16 protein-coding genes are annotated in these 16063 nt (G+C 63.0%); 15 read left to right on the top strand and 1 reads right to left on the bottom strand.

All coding sequences use genetic code 11. The features are described 5' to 3' along the window. The 11 genes from xpsH to pncB all read left to right on the top strand — a co-directional run bounded on the left by xpsH (window position 1) and on the right by pncB (window position 10100). Window positions 1-513, top strand: a complete 513-nt coding sequence (xpsH, locus tag ACVOK8_RS08140) for a type II secretion system protein XpsH (RefSeq protein WP_481566394.1) — start codon at window positions 1-3, stop codon at window positions 511-513. Next, entirely contained in the window at window positions 510-902 is a 393-nt protein-coding gene (xpsI, locus tag ACVOK8_RS08135; protein ID WP_481566393.1) for a type II secretion system protein XpsI, read from the top strand. Before xpsH ends, xpsI begins: the two co-directional genes overlap by 4 nt. Continuing rightward, window positions 899-1558: a prepilin-type N-terminal cleavage/methylation domain-containing protein gene (locus ACVOK8_RS08130; protein WP_481566392.1), complete on the top strand. Its 660-nt coding sequence runs from the start codon at window positions 899-901 to the stop codon at window positions 1556-1558. The genes xpsI and ACVOK8_RS08130 overlap by 4 nt, the downstream gene beginning before the upstream one ends. Then, window positions 1555-2409 carry a type II secretion system minor pseudopilin gene (locus ACVOK8_RS08125; RefSeq protein WP_481566391.1) on the top strand — a complete coding sequence of 285 codons (855 nt, stop codon included), beginning with the start codon at window positions 1555-1557 and terminating at the stop codon, window positions 2407-2409. The genes ACVOK8_RS08130 and ACVOK8_RS08125 overlap by 4 nt, the downstream gene beginning before the upstream one ends. After that, a complete protein-coding gene (locus ACVOK8_RS08120) occupies window positions 2406-3533 on the top strand; it encodes a PilN domain-containing protein (protein WP_481566390.1) in 1128 nt (375 codons plus the stop codon). The genes ACVOK8_RS08125 and ACVOK8_RS08120 overlap by 4 nt, the downstream gene beginning before the upstream one ends. Next, complete coding sequence (gene gspM, locus ACVOK8_RS08115; protein ID WP_481566389.1) at window positions 3508-4116, top strand: type II secretion system protein GspM; 609 nt, start codon at window positions 3508-3510, stop codon at window positions 4114-4116. Before ACVOK8_RS08120 ends, gspM begins: the two co-directional genes overlap by 26 nt. After that, the gene (locus ACVOK8_RS08110; protein WP_481566388.1) at window positions 4106-4786 is read left to right on the top strand and encodes a type II secretion system protein XpsN; all 681 of its coding nucleotides are present in this window, start codon (window positions 4106-4108) and stop codon (window positions 4784-4786) included. The genes gspM and ACVOK8_RS08110 overlap by 11 nt, the downstream gene beginning before the upstream one ends. A 9-nt stretch (window positions 4787-4795) precedes the next feature. Then, window positions 4796-7036 (top strand): type II secretion system secretin GspD, encoded by a 2241-nt coding sequence (gene gspD / locus ACVOK8_RS08105; protein ID WP_481566387.1) that lies wholly within the window; start codon window positions 4796-4798, stop codon window positions 7034-7036. After that, window positions 7033-7902: a glycosyltransferase family 2 protein gene (locus ACVOK8_RS08100; RefSeq protein ID WP_481566409.1), complete on the top strand. Its 870-nt coding sequence runs from the start codon at window positions 7033-7035 to the stop codon at window positions 7900-7902. The genes gspD and ACVOK8_RS08100 overlap by 4 nt, the downstream gene beginning before the upstream one ends. Further along, window positions 7899-8732, top strand: coding sequence for a glycosyltransferase family 2 protein (locus tag ACVOK8_RS08095; RefSeq protein ID WP_481566386.1), 834 nt, complete (start codon window positions 7899-7901; stop codon window positions 8730-8732). Before ACVOK8_RS08100 ends, ACVOK8_RS08095 begins: the two co-directional genes overlap by 4 nt. 195 nt (window positions 8733-8927) lie before the next feature. Next, window positions 8928-10100, top strand: coding sequence for a nicotinate phosphoribosyltransferase (gene pncB / locus ACVOK8_RS08090; protein ID WP_481566385.1), 1173 nt, complete (start codon window positions 8928-8930; stop codon window positions 10098-10100). 76 nt (window positions 10101-10176) lie between these two features. Here the strand turns inward: pncB and ACVOK8_RS08085 are convergent, their stop codons facing one another. Then, window positions 10177-10539 carry a hypothetical protein gene (locus tag ACVOK8_RS08085; protein WP_481566384.1) on the bottom strand — a complete coding sequence of 121 codons (363 nt, stop codon included), beginning with the start codon at window positions 10537-10539 and terminating at the stop codon, window positions 10177-10179. A 443-nt stretch (window positions 10540-10982) separates the two neighbouring features. On the opposite strand from ACVOK8_RS08085, the gene ACVOK8_RS08080 reads away from it, so the two are divergent. The 4 genes from ACVOK8_RS08080 (at window position 10983) to ACVOK8_RS08065 (ending at window position 16030) form a co-directional block, all read left to right on the top strand. Beyond that, on the top strand, window positions 10983-11522 hold the full coding sequence (locus tag ACVOK8_RS08080; RefSeq protein WP_481566383.1) for a fimbrial protein: 540 nt from the start codon (window positions 10983-10985) through the stop codon (window positions 11520-11522). A gap of 68 nt (window positions 11523-11590) precedes the next feature. Continuing rightward, the gene (locus tag ACVOK8_RS08075; RefSeq protein WP_481566382.1) at window positions 11591-12307 is read left to right on the top strand and encodes a fimbrial biogenesis chaperone; all 717 of its coding nucleotides are present in this window, start codon (window positions 11591-11593) and stop codon (window positions 12305-12307) included. Between the two features lie 124 nt (window positions 12308-12431). After that, complete coding sequence (locus tag ACVOK8_RS08070; RefSeq protein ID WP_481566381.1) at window positions 12432-15008, top strand: fimbria/pilus outer membrane usher protein; 2577 nt, start codon at window positions 12432-12434, stop codon at window positions 15006-15008. Further along, entirely contained in the window at window positions 14999-16030 is a 1032-nt protein-coding gene (locus ACVOK8_RS08065; RefSeq protein ID WP_481566408.1) for a fimbrial protein, read from the top strand. Before ACVOK8_RS08070 ends, ACVOK8_RS08065 begins: the two co-directional genes overlap by 10 nt. Window positions 16031-16063: the final 33 nt, after the last annotated feature.

Raw genomic sequence — 16063 nt, 5'->3', positions numbered from 1 at the left:
ATGGTCGCGCCGCGTATTCCGCTTCCGTTTGCCGCCGTGCGTGCCGTACCCGCGCGGCGCGGCGCAATGCGCGGCATGTCGCTGCTGGAGATGGTGCTGGTGCTGGCGCTGGTGGCTGCGCTGGCCTTGATGGCGGCAATGGCGATGAGCGGCGGCATGGATGGCATGCGCCTACGCTCGGCCGGCAAGGCCTTGGCAGCCGAATTGCGTTACACCCGCACCCGCGCGATCAGCACCGGCGTCGTCCAGCAATTGCAGATCAACCCGGGCACCCGGCGCTGGCAGGGCGCGGATGGCCATCATGGCGAGCTGCCGAAGGCACTGACGGTGAGCTTCACCGGCGCCGGCCAATTGCAGGCACGCCGGGACGAAGGCGTCGTACGTTTCTTTGAGGATGGCGCCTCCAGCGGCGGCCGCATCGAACTGCGTGCGGGCGATGCGGTATGGCGTATTGATGTGGCGTGGATTACGGGCGAGGTCAAAGCCGGTCCGCTGAGAGAGGGCGCTGGATGAAGCGCCAACGCGGTTATTCGCTGATTGAAGTGATCGTCGCCTTCGCCTTGCTGGCCTTGGCGATGACGCTGTTGTTGGGCAGTCTGTCTGGTGCGGCGCGTCAGGTCAGCATGGCTGACGGCTATGGCCGTGCCGCGCTGCATGCGCAGTCCTTGCTTGCACTGGCAGGCGTAGAGGCGCCATTGAGCGCAGGCAGCCAGCAGGGCGAATGGGAGCAGGGCCGCTATCACTGGAGTCTGCAGGTCTCACCGTATGTGGAGCCACGCCAGCAACAGGCGAGGCTATGGTTGCTGGACCTGCAGGTACGGTGGGGCGACAGTGCGCAGGAACAACTGCGTTGGCGCACGTTGCGGCTGCGTGGCAATGCGCCGCTGGAGGCGCCGCCATGAAGCGTTCACTGGGTCGATCACGTCCAGGCGGTGTGCGCGGCTTCACCTTGATCGAGGTGCTGCTGGCTACCGTACTGCTCGCTGCCGGCATGGCGTTGGCATTCGCTGCGGTGCGTTCGACGCTGGCCATCAGCAGCCGTGGTGAGGCGATTGCCAGTGGCAATGAACGCATGCGCGGGGTCGAGGGGTTTCTGCGCAGGCGGCTGGTCTCGGCGATGCCGTTGCCAATGCAGCGCGATGCGCTGAGCGGCAATGCCAAAGTGTTTACCGGTACGCCGCAGCAACTGCGGTTTGTCGCCAATGTGCCAAATTATCTAGGCCGCGGTGGCCCCTATCTGCACACGCTTGAGGTCAGCGGCAACGGTGGCAAGCAGGAGCTGAGGATCAGCCTGACCCTGCTGCAGAACGGTGAGCTGCTGGAGGAAAATCCGCCACGTGGCAGCGAGCTGCTGGCTGGCGATCTCAAGCAGGTGAAGCTGCGCTATCGCGGCACCGATCCGAATACCGGCGCAATGGGCCGCTGGCAAGACAGCTGGGACTTGCCTGGACGCATGCCGGCCTTGGTCTCCATCGAGATCACCCCTGCAGGCAGCCCAGCGTGGCCGCCACTGGTTGTCGCATTGCCGCAGCACGGCGTCGCCGGGAGCTGGCGATGAAGATGCGCGGTGCGGCCTTGGTGTTGGTGCTGTGGGTGGTGGCGTTGTTGACCACCGTCATTGCGGCGTTTGCGCTGACTGCGCGGGTCGAACACCTGCAGGGGCGGGTGACCGGCGACCTTGCCGGAGGCGAGCAGGTCGCCCATGCCGGGATCGATTACGCGTTGTCGCGGATGCGCGCTACACCCACCCAGCCCAGCTGGCACGCCGATGGGCGCCTTTACCGTTGGCAATTTGATGGCCATGCGGTAGAGCTGCGTATCGTTGATGAGACCGGTAAGGTCGATCTGAACAAGGCCGATCTGAACCTGCTGCAAGGCCTGCTGCGTGCGCTCGGAGTGGCGCCGGACAAAGCCGCGCGGCTGGCCGGCGCTATCGTCGATTGGCGTGACGGCGATTCGCTGCTGCAGGTCTCCGGCGGCGCGGAAACCGCGGACTATCAGGCTGCTGGCCTGCCTTACGGCGCCAAAAATGCGCCGTTCGACAGCATCAGCGAGCTGCAGCGTGTGCTCGGCATGGAGCCAGCACTTTATGCACAGCTGGCACCGCTGGTGACGGTGTACGGTAGTGGCCGGCCCAGTCCACGCTTCGCGGCGGCGCCGGTGCTGACTGCGATGGGGATGGATGCGGCGCTGATCATCGCCCAGCGTGAGCGAGCAGACGGCGGTGCGGGGATGGGCGAAACTTCACCCATGGGAGGCGACAGCGGCACTTATAGTGTGGAAAGCAGGGCGCAGCTGGTAGCCGAGCGGCAAGCGGTGACCCGCGCCGTGATCCGTCTTAATCCCGGTGCTATGGCCGGTGCGCCGTATACGGTGCTGCAGTGGGAGCAGGGAGCAATGTCTAGATGACGGGGTTGCGTGAACGACTGGGGCAGGCAAGTGCTCGCATCTTGCCGGGTGCCAGTGGCTTCTGGGCGTGGTGGACACAGGCGTTGCTGTCGTGGCTGCCGTCACGTTGGCGGGCCCTGCTCGGCGTGTCCGATGCACGCTTGCTGCTGGAGGTTGTCGACGGGCAGCTGACCGTGTCGCTGTTGCAGAGCGGCCAGCGGCAGTTGCTGCAGACGCTGCCTGGCGGCTCGACGCCCAATGCTGTGGACACGGCCTTGCCTCCGCGCGTTACGGGTCTGCCGCGTTTCGGGCTGTTGTCGGCCAGCGCAGTACTGCGCAAGCCCCTGCGCATGCCGGCCGCAGCCGAGGCGCGCCTGCGCGAAGTACTGGGTTTCGAGATTGACCGGCAAACCCCCTTCAGCACTGCGCAGGTGTATTACGACGTGCGCGTGTTGCAGCGCCGCGATGACGGTCAATTGGATACCGAACTGGTGGTCGCGCCGCGGCCTCTGGTGGACGCCTTGCTGGGCCCGGGCGAGGCATGGCAGCAGCAGCTTGACGGTGTGGATGCGGTCGACGCTGAAGGTCTGCCCTTGGGTGTGAACCTGTTGCCGCTGGCGATGCGTCGGCAACGACATGATCCGATGCGCCGACTCAACCGCCTGCTGTTGATCGCAGGCCTGGTGATGCTGGTGCTGGCTGCCTGGCAGTTGCTGGACAACCGCCGTACCGCTGCCGCGCAACTGTCGACGCAGGTGGAGGCCGCCGCAGTGCGCGCACGTGCGGTGGCCGCGCAGCGCCAGCAATTGCAGGATCTGGTCGATGGTCAGCAGTTCTTTACTGCACAGCGTGCCCAGCAGGCTTCTGCCACCGAAATCATCAACGAGCTCAGTCAGCGGCTGGGCGATGACACCTCGTTGGAAAAACTGTCGATCGAAGGCGGGCGCATGCAGTTGATCGGCATGAGCAGCAGTGCCTCCTCGCTGGTCTCCAAGCTGGAGGGTTCCAAGCTGTGGAAGACGCCGTCATTGACCGGCGTGCTGCAGGCTGGCCAAGGTGCCGCGCGTGAACGTTTCACCTTGACCGCAGAACTGCGCGGCCCCAACCAGGAGGCTGCCGATGGCACCGCACCCCGCGCGCCGTGACCGCTGGTTGGCCCTCGCACTGTTGCTGGCCATATTGGGCGTGATCTACCTGCTGCTGGTGCAGCCCTTGTGGACCCGGCCGATGCTGGCGGTGGAAGCAGAAATAGCGGCTTTGCAGGAGCGCCAGCAGCGCATCGGCATGCAGTTGCGGCAGGCCCCGCAGGTCGCGCAGCGGCTGCAGCAGGCGCAGCAGACGCTGGCCGATCAACCGGGCTTCATGGCCGAAAACTCGGCCGAGCTGGCTACCTCCAAGCTGGTACAACGACTGGAGGAGGCCGCACGCCTGGCCAGCCCGGACCAGCGTAGCTGTGCGATCAGTGATCGCTCGCCATTGCCGGCCGACAGCACTGGCCGCTTCCCGCGGGTGGCGGTGCAGGCGCGGCTGCGTTGCGGCATGAACGAATGGATGAGCGTGTTGCAGACATTGGAGACCGGAACACCGCAATTGCGCGTGGACCGGCTCGACATCCTGTCCGCAGGCATGGGCGAAGGCGGTGGTGGCCTTGATGTGAGTTTCGAGCTCAGCGGTTACCTGCGGCCAGGCGTGGTCGCGGCGGCCACGGAGGTTGCCAATGCGCAATGACGTAGCGGGCCTGCGCACCTGGTTGCTGGGCGCATTCGCGGGCTGGGCACTATTGGTCTGGGCCGCGTGCCTGTTTGGCCTGGGCAGCCGGATTGGCGCCAGCAATGCCGCGTTGGAAGTGCCGGTCTTGCCAGCAGTGCCGCAGGCTGCGCAGCTGGCAGTTGCCGACAATGGCGAGGCATTGAACCGGCCGCTGTTTGCCAGCGATCGTCGCCCGCACCCGTTTTTCATCGGCGAAGCTGGCGAACCGGCAGCAGCCAGTGTGCGCTTGACCGGCGTGTTGATGACGCCAGGTCTGGACATGGCCACCTTGACCACCGAGCAAGGCAAGTCGCTGCGCCTGCGTCTGGGCGGTGAGGTGCAGGACGGTTGGCAGCTGCTGTCGCTGCAGCCACGTAGCGCTGTGGTCAGCGGGCCAGCGGGTACGCTGAATCTGGAGCTGCAGGTATTCAGTGGCGGGCCAAAACCGCAGGGGGAAGGCGGCGTAGCGCCTGTACCTGGCAGTTCGCAGCCGACTGCCGTGCCCACTACCGCGCCCTCAGTGCCGCCCTCAGCCGAAGCGGTTACGCCGTCGGCGGACCAGATCAAGGCGATCCGTGAACGCATCCAGGCCCGCCGCAGGCAGGCACAACAGAATCAGAACGGCAGCCCCGGCAGCCAGAACCCGTAGAGTGAGCGTATGACATCACGCATAGTTGCAGCCAGTCTGCTGATCGGTGCCTTGAGCGGCTGCGTCACCACGCCGTCGCCGGATATCCGTCGCAATGCTGCGCCGGACACACGCACGCCGGCCCCCGGCGAGGCGGCCAGTACCAATCCGTTGAGTATCGAAGAAGCGCCCAAGCCCGACGACAACCAGGGTCGGGCGGTGATCCGCCGCGGCAATGGCACGGTGATCAACCGCGCGGCTGCTTCGGCACCAGCGCCTGCCTTGAGCGCTGCTGGCAATGGCACTGCAGTGTTCAACTTTGAAGGCGAGTCGGTGCAGGCGGTCACCAAGGCCATCCTTGGTGACATGCTCGGCCAGAACTACGTCATCGCCCCGACCGTGCAGGGCACGGTAACCCTGGCCACGCCCAAGCCGGTATCACCGGCGCAGGCGCTGAACCTGCTGGAGATGGTGCTGGGCTGGAACAACGCACGCCTGATCTACAGCGGTGGCCGCTACAACGTGGTGCCGGCTGACCAGACGCTGGCAGGCACGGTCGCGCCGAGTACTGCACCGGCCTCGGCAGCGCGCGGTTACGAAGTGCGGGTGGTGCCGCTGCAATACATCTCTGCAAGCGAGATGAAGAAGGTGCTGGAACCTTATGCGCGCCCCAACGCCATCGTCGGCGTCGATGGCTCGCGCAATGTGATCACCTTGGGTGGCACCCGCACCGAGTTGGAAAACTATCTGCGCACGGTCGAGATCTTCGACGTGGATTGGCTGTCGGGCATGTCGGTAGGCGTGTTCCCTATCCAGTCCGGGCGTGCCTCGCAGGTCGCCAATGATCTTGAGAAGGTGTTTGGCGAAGCCAGCAAGACACCCAGCGCCGGCATGTTCCGTTTCATGCCGCTGGACAACGCCAACGCAGTGCTGGTGATCACTCCGCAGGCGCGTTATCTGGACCAGATCCAGCAATGGCTGGACCGCATCGACAGTGCCGGTGGCGGTTCGCGGCTGTTTTCGCATGAGTTGAAGTACATCAAGGCCAAGGACCTGGCTGAACGTCTGGCCGAGGTGTTTGGCGCTGGTAGTGGCTCGCGCGGCGGGCAGGGTGGTGCAACTTCGCTGGCGCCAGGTGCCAGTGCGATCAACCTGCAAGGCGGGGGCACCGTCGATCCTTCGGCCAACGCCGACGACAACCTCGGCGATGGGGGCGGTTCGTTCGGCAAAAGCGATGGCATGGGCGGCGGTAGCGGCAGCAACAACGGCATGGGCGAGGGCATGGCCTTGCCGCAGCGCAGCTCCGGCAATGGCAGCGTTACTTTGGAAGTTGAAGGCGACCGCGTTGGAGTTTCCGCCGTGGAGGAAACCAATACCTTGCTGGTGCGCAGTACACCGCAGGCATGGCGGTCGATCCGCGAGGTGGTGGAAAAGCTCGACGTGATGCCGATGCAGGTGCATATCGAGGCGCAGGTTGCCGAGGTCGCCTTGAGCGGTGACCTGAGCTATGGCGTCAACTGGTACTTCGAGCAGGCGGTCAACGCCGCCGTCGACAAGGGCGGCGCCGGGCTGCCATCGGCATTGGGGCGTGGCATCTGGGGCGATATCGCCGGCTCGCTGATTCCCGGTGACGGTAAAGGTGGCGGTGGCCTGAGCTGGACCTTCCTCGGTAAAAATGCTGCTGCGGTGATCACCGCGCTGGACCAGGTCACCGATGTGCGCCTGCTGCAGACACCGTCGTTGTTCGTGCGCAACAACGCCGTGGCCACCTTGAACGTGGGTAGCAAGATTCCTGTGTACTCGGTGTCGGTGTCGGGCATCAGCGACAACCAGTACGCGCAGGTGCAGTACCTGGAAACCGGCACCATTCTCAAGGTGCGCCCGCGCGTCACCCGTGACGGCATGGTGTTCCTCGACATCGTGCAGGAGGTCAGTTCACCGGAAGGTGAGCCCGATGACAACGGCAACGTACGCATCAATACCCGCCGCATGAAGACCGAGGCGGCGGTCAATGCCGGTGACACGGTGATGCTGGCCGGCTTGATTGAAGACAGCGCCACCAAGGGCTCATCCGGTCTGCCCGGGTTGAGCCGACTGCCGGTGATCGGTGGCCTGTTCGGCCGCAAGACGCAAAGCAGCCGCCGCAGCGAAGTGATCGTGCTGCTGACCCCGACCATCGTCCGCAACCCGCAGGAAGCGCGCAATCTCACTGACGAGTACGGCAGCAAGTTCCGTGCGCTGGATCCGATCAACGCACCTAAGGGGCGCTGAGCATGCCGCTGCCGGTCATTCTGCTACCGGTTGGCGTGGATGACGCAGCGCTTGATGCCTGTCTGGCTGCATTGGAAAAACACACACCGGCAGGAACGCCGGTGTGGCTGGCCGATGATGGCCAGAGTGGTCCGCGCGGACAGGTGGTGATCGAACATTGGCTTGCCAGCACCCATCTGCAAGCCGAATACACACGCCGTCCGCGCCCGATTGGCGAGGCAGCGCATCTGGATGAGATGCTGAAGGCCTGCGGCGATGCTGACGTGGCCGTGCTGGCGCCCGATGCCTTGCCAATGGCGGGTTGGTTGCAGCAGCTCAGCGACTGCCTGGCACGCGATGCCTCCATCGCCACCGCCACGCCGTGGAGCAATGCCGGCGAAGCGGTGTCGTGGCCGCGTGCCGGTGAACTCAATCCCGTGCCGGCCGATCCGGCGCGATTGGCGCAGGCCTTGGCGGCAATGCCCCTGCTGCAGCCGGAGCTGCCCTCGGCGGTTACCCACGCGGTGCTGATACGCGGCAGTGCGCGCCGCCGTGCTGGCGGTCTGGATATCCACAGCTACGGCTCGTGGTATGCCGCGCTGGTAGACCTGAGCCTGCGCATGAGCGGGCTGGGCTGGCGCAACGTGCTGTGCGACAACGCCTTCGTCGGCCGCCAGAGCGAGGGCTGGCCGGCTGAAGGCGACATGGAAGTGCTGGCCAATCGCTGGCCGGTGTGGACCGCGCGGCTGGCCGCGTTCCTGATGAACGACCCGCTTCATGCGCATCGCCAGCAACTGCAGCAGCTCTGCGAGCAGGCGATAATGACGCAAGCCCAGCCCGATCTGTTCGATGCCTGTGGTTTCCTTCCAGGCGCGGAGCCGGTGTGAGCGATTCAATTGCAGTAGTGGTGGTCAGTTACGAGAGTGCGAGCACCTTGGACGAGTGCCTGCAGCGGCTGCGTGCGGCCGAGGATGTGGCCGAGATCCGGGTGGTGGACAACGACTCACGTGACGGCTCGGTGGCCATCGCACAACGCCATGCACTGGCTGATGCGCGGGTGCGTTTCATTGCGAACCCGGACAATACCGGCTTCGCAACTGCCAATAACCAGGGCGCGCACGCGTGCCATTCGCCGTGGCTGGCCTTCGTCAATCCGGATCTGATGGTCGAACCGCAGACCCTGGCCCAGTTGCGCGACCTTGGCCGGCCACTGGGTGATTGCCTACTCGGCGTGGAGCAGGTGGACGAGCACGGCGTCGCCGATCCAGCGGTACGCCGCCGCGACCCGGATTTCGCCGCGATGCTGCGTAACCCCGGTGCGGGCTCGCGGCTGGCGGTGCAGGTGGACCATTCCGCAGCGTTGCAGCAGGTGCAGGCCTTGTCGGGCGCGCTGTTGCTGATGCCGCGTGGTTTGTTCGACCGGCTGCAGGGCTGGGATGCGGGCTACCGCCTGCATGCAGAGGATCTGGATTTGTGCCGCCGCGCGCGCCAGGCCGGTGCTGTGGTGGCGATTGCCAATGACTTGAAGGTACTGCATGTGCGTGGCGTGTCCAGCCGCGCACGGCCGTTCTTCGTGGAATGGCATAAGCATCGCGGGCTCTGGCGTTACTTTCGCAAGTTCGAAGCCAGCCAGCGCAGCTTGCCGGTGCGGGCAGGGGTGTGGTGTGCGATCTGGGCGCATGCCGCGTTGCAGGTGCCGCGGTTGTTACTGAAATAAGTTTGGATCTTGGGGTGTTGGGGCATTCAAAGCACCCCTCACCAACCCTCCCTTTGGTGCAGCCAAGGGGAGGGCTGGGCAGGGGTGTGCTCTTCGAGCAAACGCCATGCCCCAATCCCTGCGCCCGCCACAGACCATGAACAAGCCTCCGCGCCAGCCTGAATCCGAGCCGCCGGCCAGCGCATAATGCGGGGCATGATCATCCAATCCCTGCTCGACACCGACCTCTACAAATTCACGATGATGCAGGCGGTACTGCACCAGTACCCGGGCGCCATCGTCCAGTACCGGTTCAAATGCCGCACGCCGGGGATTGATCTGGCTGCGTACATGGACGAGATCAGCACAGAGATCGATCATCTGTGCAGCCTGCGCTTCACCGCCGACGAGCTGGAATACATGCGTGGGCTGCGCTTCGTGAAACCGGACTTCGCCGACTTCCTCGGCCTGTTCCATCTGGACCGCAAGTACATCAGCCTGCGTGCATCGGAAACAGTGCCAGGCGAAATCGAGCTGGATATCACCGGCCCGTGGCTGCACACCATCATGTTCGAAGTGCCGCTGCTGGCGATCATCAACGAGGTCTGGTTCCGTAATACCACCATCGCTGACTTCGCCGAGGGCGAGCGCCGCCTGCAGGCCAAGACCGCGTTGCTGCGTGACACTGCCGGGTTCGAGAACTGCCGCATCGCCGATTACGGCAGCCGTCGTCGCTATTCGCGGCAGTGGCACGGCACCATGTTGCCGATGCTGCGTGATGCGCTGGGCCCGCAGTTTGTTGGTACCAGTAACGTGTACTTCGCGCGCATGTACGGCATGACCCCGCATGGCACCATGGCCCATGAATATCTGCAGGCCTTCCAGGCGCTGGGGCCGCGTCTGCGCGATTCGCAGGTGGCGGCGTTGGAGTCCTGGGCGCGCGAGTACCGCGGCGACCTTGGCATCGCCTTGTCCGATGTGGTCGGGCTGGAGGCTTTCCTGCGCGACTTCGACATGTATTTCTGCAAGCTGTTCGATGGTGTGCGCCACGACTCCGGCGACCCGGTTGCGTGGGGCGACCGCATGCTCGCCCACTTCAAGGCTAATCGTGTCGACCCAACCAGCAAGGTGCTGGTTTTCAGCGATGGCTTGAACATCGAAAAAGTGATGCAGCTCTATGACCACTTCCGTGGCCGCTGCCAGGTTGCCTTCGGTGTTGGCACCCATCTGACCAATGATCTGGGCCCGACGCCGCTGAACATCGTCATCAAGATGGTGCGCTGCAATGGTCAGCCGGTGGCCAAACTCAGTGACTCGCCGGGCAAAAGCATGTGTGACGATCCGGGCTATCTCTCGTATCTGCGCCAGGTGTTTGAACTGGAGCAGTGATGCCCTTGGTTGAGAGCATCACTGTCGGCCGCTGCGACCTGGTTTGAATCAGGGACGAGCCGCGATCTTCATTGAATTACGGGTAGTTGATGACGATCAGGTAGCTGCTCGCCGTTGTTGGCTGGCGCTGTGTTTCCACTTGGTACTGCTGCGAGAACACCCGTGCGTCGGGATGTGCTGCAGACTTGGTCAGTGCATGTGTGGCTAGAACACTGTTGCCGTGAGCCGAACTGTCCATTTCCATGGCGGACACACTTACCTCTGCACCCTGCGCTGCCAACGGGCAGCGTTCCAAACGCAGTTGTTGCTGGGCTACGGCAAGGATGGTGTTGCAGCCGGGATCAACGATGCGACCACTGAAGCGGACGGTTCCGGTACTGGCGTGTGCCAGTGTGGTGAGCGAAAGCAATGCCACACCCAGCAGGAAATATCGGGTCATGGCGGTTCTCCGCGTTGAGGGACTTCAGTAAGCACCAATCATCGGTCGACGATAAGGGGCAAATAACCGTTCTGCCCGGACGCATCACGCGTTGATAGTGACCCGCATCAATCTTGATATTGCATTCGCATTCAATGCTTATCGACCTGGATAAAAGTGCTTATCCAGCGTGGATTGAGAAGCTACTTTTGCGCAGCGTTATCTGTACCCCGATTTGTCATCGACACATGCGCTGACTGAACGATGTCACTGTCTCTTCAGTGCGGGCGTTCCAAATCACAAATTTTGTGGAGCAAGTCACGCTTTGTGTCGCTAACTTGCGCATCAAGGTCAGTGCGAATGCGACTGACTTTTACACGGATGCAACGCAAGGATGGGCTTGAGTCCGCAATTTTCCTTGCTTCCTCCGCCGCATCTCAATTTTACAGGGCTGGGTACAAGCAATGCGTACTATCAAAATTCTTTCAGTTCTCGCGTTGGCGGCTGCGTCGTTCGCTGCCAATGCCGTCGATGGAACAATCACCTTCAATGGCGAGGTGACCGACAAGACCTGCACCATCGTCACTCCGCAAGGCAAAGATTTCACCGTAACCCTGCCAACCGTATCGAGCAGTACGCTCGCCGCAGCGGGTCAGGTGGCGGGCCGCACGCCGTTTTCAATCAATCTTTCGCAATGCAATCCCGGCAATGTTGCTACTTACTTCGAGCCAGGCGCCACTGTCGATCTTGGTAGCGGGCGCTTGAACAATGTTGCTGCTGCCAGCCCCGCCACGCAGGTGCAGCTGCAGCTGCTGGGTAGCAATAATCTGTTTCTACCGGTGGTAACTGCCGGTGCCGGCAGCACCCAGGCCAACTCGCAGTGGGTGACGGTCAACGCAGGCGGTACTGCGGATCTGAACTACTTCGTTGAGTACTACGCTACCGGTGCTTCGACGCCGGGTGAAGTGACCAGCAGCGTGAAGTACACGATCATCTACAACTGACTCTCGACGCTTGCATCACCGGCTGGCTGCCGAGTCGGCCGCCGGTGTTTCCTACGGGTGTTCACTCTGTGACCAGGATTCTTTCGAGAACGCTGCTCTACGTCGGTTTGCTGTTTTCCACGCCGTTGCTGGCCGGTGTAGTGGTCAACGGCACACGGGTCATCTATCCGGCGCAGGCGCGTGAGGTGACTGTGCAGGTGGACAACGTTGGCGACGCGCCATCACTGGTGCAGGCTTGGGTGGATGGTGGCGATCAGACGCAGACCGCCGAGAGCAGCGATGCTCCGTTCATGCTGACGCCACCGATCAGCCGTGTCGAGCCAGGCCGTAGCCAGGCGCTGCGTCTGGTGTTTACCGGGGCAGAGCTGCCTGCTGACCGCGAATCGGTGTTCTGGCTCAATGTGCTGGATGTACCGCCCTCGCCGCAGGCTGGTGGAGAAGAACAGAACTACCTGCAGGTGGCATTTCGCTCGCGGATAAAGCTGTTCTACAGGCCGCGCGGCTTGAAGGGCAGCGCCAACGACGCGCCGCAGGCGTTGCACTGGCGCTACCAGGAAGGGCAGCTGCGGGTAAGCAACCTGACGCCTTATCACGTGACCCTGGCAGAAGTGTATGCGTTGGATACCACTGCGGAACGTGTGCTGGAACGGCAAGGGAAAATGATCGGCCCACAGCAGGATCTGCAGTTCGACGTCAGCGGCAAGGTCGAACGCGTGCGCTTCGTCAGCATCAATGATTACGGCGGGCGGGCCGAACATACCGCCAGCGTCGACGCGGGCGGTTGAACCAGAGGCACGGGTGCCAAGGTGGCCGTTGACAAGCAGTCGTGCGCAATCGTCCTGAAGGAATATCAGTGTGATTGAGAGCAGAGGGGGAACACCAGTCCAAACTATTCCTGTGCGCAGGCCGATGACGCTTGTGCCGTGTTTGTGCCTGTTGGTCGGCACGCTATGCCCACTTACGGTGATTGCGACGCCAGCTGCAACGGCGAATCTCGGCGAGCAGGTGTTGCTGGCACAAAGTGCAGCTGGCAAGGCGGCCGCGCCCGCGCAGGCCCAGTTCGACTCCGATTTCCTGTCCGGGCAAGGCCAGAGAATTGATCTATCGGCATTTACCAGTGGCAATCCGATGGTGGCCGGCGCCTACCGGGTGGATATCTATGTAAACGGCAGTTGGCAGGGGCGCCGCGATCTGCAGTTCAAGGCCGATTCGGAAGGCGTGGTTGGTGCCTGTCTTGGCATCGCCCTGTTGGAGGAACTAGGTGTGGATATCGGGCTGCTGCAGGCCGGGCCGCAGGCGATCGCTGGTGCCGATGCGGCTGATTGCGTGCAGGTACAGCGGCGCATTGTCAACGCATTTGGCAGCTATGACAGCGCCGCTCTGCGCTACGACTTGAGTATCCCGCAGGCCTTCATGCGTCGGGAGGCGCGTGGCTACGTCAGTCCATCGTTATGGGACCGTGGCATCAATGCAGCTTTCATCGGCTACAGTTTCAACGCGATGGATAGCGATATCCGCCTGCCTGGTGGCAGCCGCAATCGCAATGCCTATCTTGGTTTGAACATGGGGTTGAATGTTGCAGGTTGGCAGCTGCGGCAGGATGCAAATCTGACCTGGAGTGAGGCGGATGGCGATGGCAGCCATTGGCAGCGCATCGCAACCTACGCTCAACGCGGCTTCCCGCAGGTGCGCGGGCTGCTGACCATCGGCGAGGCTTTCAGCAACGGCGAGTTGTTCGACTCGATCGGCTATCGCGGTGTCAGTCTGGCCAGCGATGACCGCATGCTGCCAGATTCGCTACGCGGCTACGCGCCGGTGGTACGTGGCATTGCTGAGACCAATGCGCGGGTGGAGATCCGCCAGAACCAGCAGTTGATCTACTCGGCCACCGTATCGCCTGGCAATTTCGTCATCGAGGATCTCTACCCGACTGGCTATGGCGGTGATCTGGAGGTCACGGTGATCGAGGCCGATGGACGGCAGCGGGCGTTCAAGGTGCCATTCGGCTCGGTGCCGCAGATGCTGCGTCCAGGTGTGTCGCGCTATGCGCTGACTGCAGGGCAGGTACGTAACGAGCGTCTGCTCGACGAGCCGTGGTTGTTGCAGGCGACGTATCAGCGGGGTGTGGGCAATCAGCTGACGCTATATGCCGGTAGCGCACTGAGCGAAGGCTATACGTCGGTGTTGTACGGCGCGGGTGTGGCAACGGCGCTGGGAGCGTTCGCAGCCGATGTCACCCATGCACGTACCCAGCTGCAAAGGGCCGGCAATCGCCAAGGCACAAGCCTGCGGTTGAGCTATAGCACCTTGTTCGGCGATACCGGCACCAATCTGACCTTGGCTGCTTATCGGTACTCGACGCGCGGTTTCTACGGGTTGCAGGACGCCTTGTATGCACGCGACGCCATCGATCGGGGCTATGCAACGTTGCCAACTGGACGCCAGCGCAGTCAGTTCCAGCTGACATTGAACCAGCCACTGGGGCAGCGCTGGGGAGCGTTGTATCTGACTGGCGCGGTGCGTGATTTCTATGATCTTCCAGGTGCCAGCACGCAGTACCAGTTGGGGTACAACAACGCCTGGCGGTCACTCAATTTCGGTTTCTCGGCGTTGCGTACCGAGGATGGGCTGTTCGGCAACAAGGACACGCAATATCTGTTGAGCGTCAGCATGCCGCTGGGGCGCAAGGCGGGGCCGTTGTCCGTCAGCGCCGACCTGGGCATGCGGGATCAAGGTGGCTATGACAGCAGTCGCCTTGGCATCACTGGCAGTGCGGGCGTGGACAACAGCTTCAGCTACGGCGTGACGTTATCGGACAGCCGCGATGGCGGTAGTAGTGCCGCGGCCAATGCCAGCTATCAGGGGCGCTATGCAGCGTTGAATGCCTCCTACGGTCACTCCAACGACTTCCGTCAGTTCTCCGCCGGCGCGACCGGCAGCCTGGTTGCCCACGCTGGAGGGGTGACGCTGACTCCTCAGCGCGGCGACACCTTGGTGGTGGTGCAGGCCGATGGTGCGCGTGATGCGCGCTTGACCAACACCAGTGGCGTACGCATCGATGGTCGTGGTTTCGCGGTTGTGCCGTATGCAGCGCCTTACCGGCTCACCACGGTAACGCTGGACCCGCAGGACATGTCGCGTGAGGTGGAGCTGGAGAGCAGCAGTCAATCGGTGGCGCCGTATGCTGGTGCGATCAGCTTCCTCCGCTTTGATACCCGCAAAGGCTGGGCGGTGTTGATCCAGGTGCGTGGCGCAGATGGCTCGGTGCTGCCGTTCGGCGCGCAAGCCAAGGATGCAGGCGGCCAGCTGGTTGGCATGGTTGGACAGGCCGGTCGTCTGTATATGCGCAGCGAGCTGGAGCACGGCCATCTGCAGCTTGCCTGGGGTGAGGCGGAAGATCAGCAATGTGGTATCGACTATCAGTTGCCTGCAGTGACCGATGCGTCGTCGGTGGGGTTCATCAAGATGGAGGCAACATGTCGTTGATCGGTTTCTTGTGGCGCAAGCCCCTTTTTGCTGCCTGCGCGATCGTGGGTTCATGGATGGCGCCACCCGCGTACGCCAGGTGTGCGCTTACCTCGCCAGCTTTCCTGCCCCAGGATGTGCAGATGGACATGGGGCAGGTGGTGATCCTGCCTAGTCTGCCGATAGGTGGGCTTATCAAGGAGTTGGTGGTCGGCATTGATCAGCGCAACAGTGTGGCCCGGTGTACGAATGGTGGCAGTGCCATTGGGATTTACAACAATGCAAGGCAGCAGATGCCGGTGCCCGGCTTCAAGGATGTCTACGCGACGGATGTTGCCGGCATAGGTATTCGCGTCTATCGCGACTCTGGGCAGATCCAGACGTACTATCCGCATACGCTGGTGCTCAACGGCAGCAGTACCGTGGATCTGGCAGGAGGGCGATTCCGCGTGGAGTTGATCAAGACCGCGGCGATCACCGGGTCAGGCTTGATCGCACCCAGCGGCAGATTCACCACCTATTACTATGACGGTGACGGCGCCAGCAACCCTGTGTTGATTTCGACCTTCAAAGGTTCTGGAACTACCGTAGTCAACCCAACCTGTTCGGTGCAGGCAGGCAGCCGCAATATCGTGGTCGAGTTCGGATCGGTACCTGCCAGCACCTTTACCGGCGTGGGTACGCGCGCGATCAACCGCGACTTTGATATCCGCCTGGATTGCCAGGGCAGCAATGTCGCGCAGTATCAAAGCCGGATTGGGATCCGGCTGGACGCGCTCCAGGACAGTTCCAACCTGCCGGGCGTATTGCCGCTGACTGTTGCTGCAGGTGCGGCTGGTGGCATCGCGATCGAGCTGGTGCAGCGCAATGGCAGTGCCGAGAAAGCGGTGCGGTTTGCCGAGAACATTGATCTTGGCGCCAGCGTGGCCGGTGCCAGCACCATGAGCCTGCCGTTGCGCGCGCGCTACATCCAGACCCGGGCGGGCAGGGTGACGCCCGGTAAGGCCAACGGCACGGCGACGTTCACCATTCAATACAACTAGGACGACATCGCGCTGGCGCCGGCTGCCGCGGAT

The sequence above is a fragment of the Stenotrophomonas sp. STEN083 genome (assembly GCF_056759195.1).
The sequence above is the reverse complement of the archived record's forward strand: the minus strand, read 5'-3'. Positions and strand labels throughout refer to the sequence as shown.

Coding starts and splice junctions, on each gene's coding strand:
- xpsH (WP_481566394.1), top strand. CDS start 1: ATGGTCGCGCCGCGTATTCCGCTTCCGTTTGCCGCCGTGCGTGCCGTA.
- xpsI (WP_481566393.1), top strand. CDS start 510: ATGAAGCGCCAACGCGGTTATTCGCTGATTGAAGTGATCGTCGCCTTC.
- ACVOK8_RS08130 (WP_481566392.1), top strand. CDS start 899: ATGAAGCGTTCACTGGGTCGATCACGTCCAGGCGGTGTGCGCGGCTTC.
- ACVOK8_RS08125 (WP_481566391.1), top strand. CDS start 1,555: ATGAAGATGCGCGGTGCGGCCTTGGTGTTGGTGCTGTGGGTGGTGGCG.
- ACVOK8_RS08120 (WP_481566390.1), top strand. CDS start 2,406: ATGACGGGGTTGCGTGAACGACTGGGGCAGGCAAGTGCTCGCATCTTG.
- gspM (WP_481566389.1), top strand. CDS start 3,508: ATGGCACCGCACCCCGCGCGCCGTGACCGCTGGTTGGCCCTCGCACTG.
- ACVOK8_RS08110 (WP_481566388.1), top strand. CDS start 4,106: ATGCGCAATGACGTAGCGGGCCTGCGCACCTGGTTGCTGGGCGCATTC.
- gspD (WP_481566387.1), top strand. CDS start 4,796: ATGACATCACGCATAGTTGCAGCCAGTCTGCTGATCGGTGCCTTGAGC.
- pncB (WP_481566385.1), top strand. CDS start 8,928: ATGATCATCCAATCCCTGCTCGACACCGACCTCTACAAATTCACGATG.
- ACVOK8_RS08085 (WP_481566384.1), bottom strand. CDS start 10,539: ATGACCCGATATTTCCTGCTGGGTGTGGCATTGCTTTCGCTCACCACA.
- ACVOK8_RS08080 (WP_481566383.1), top strand. CDS start 10,983: ATGCGTACTATCAAAATTCTTTCAGTTCTCGCGTTGGCGGCTGCGTCG.
- ACVOK8_RS08070 (WP_481566381.1), top strand. CDS start 12,432: ATGACGCTTGTGCCGTGTTTGTGCCTGTTGGTCGGCACGCTATGCCCA.
- ACVOK8_RS08065 (WP_481566408.1), top strand. CDS start 14,999: ATGTCGTTGATCGGTTTCTTGTGGCGCAAGCCCCTTTTTGCTGCCTGC.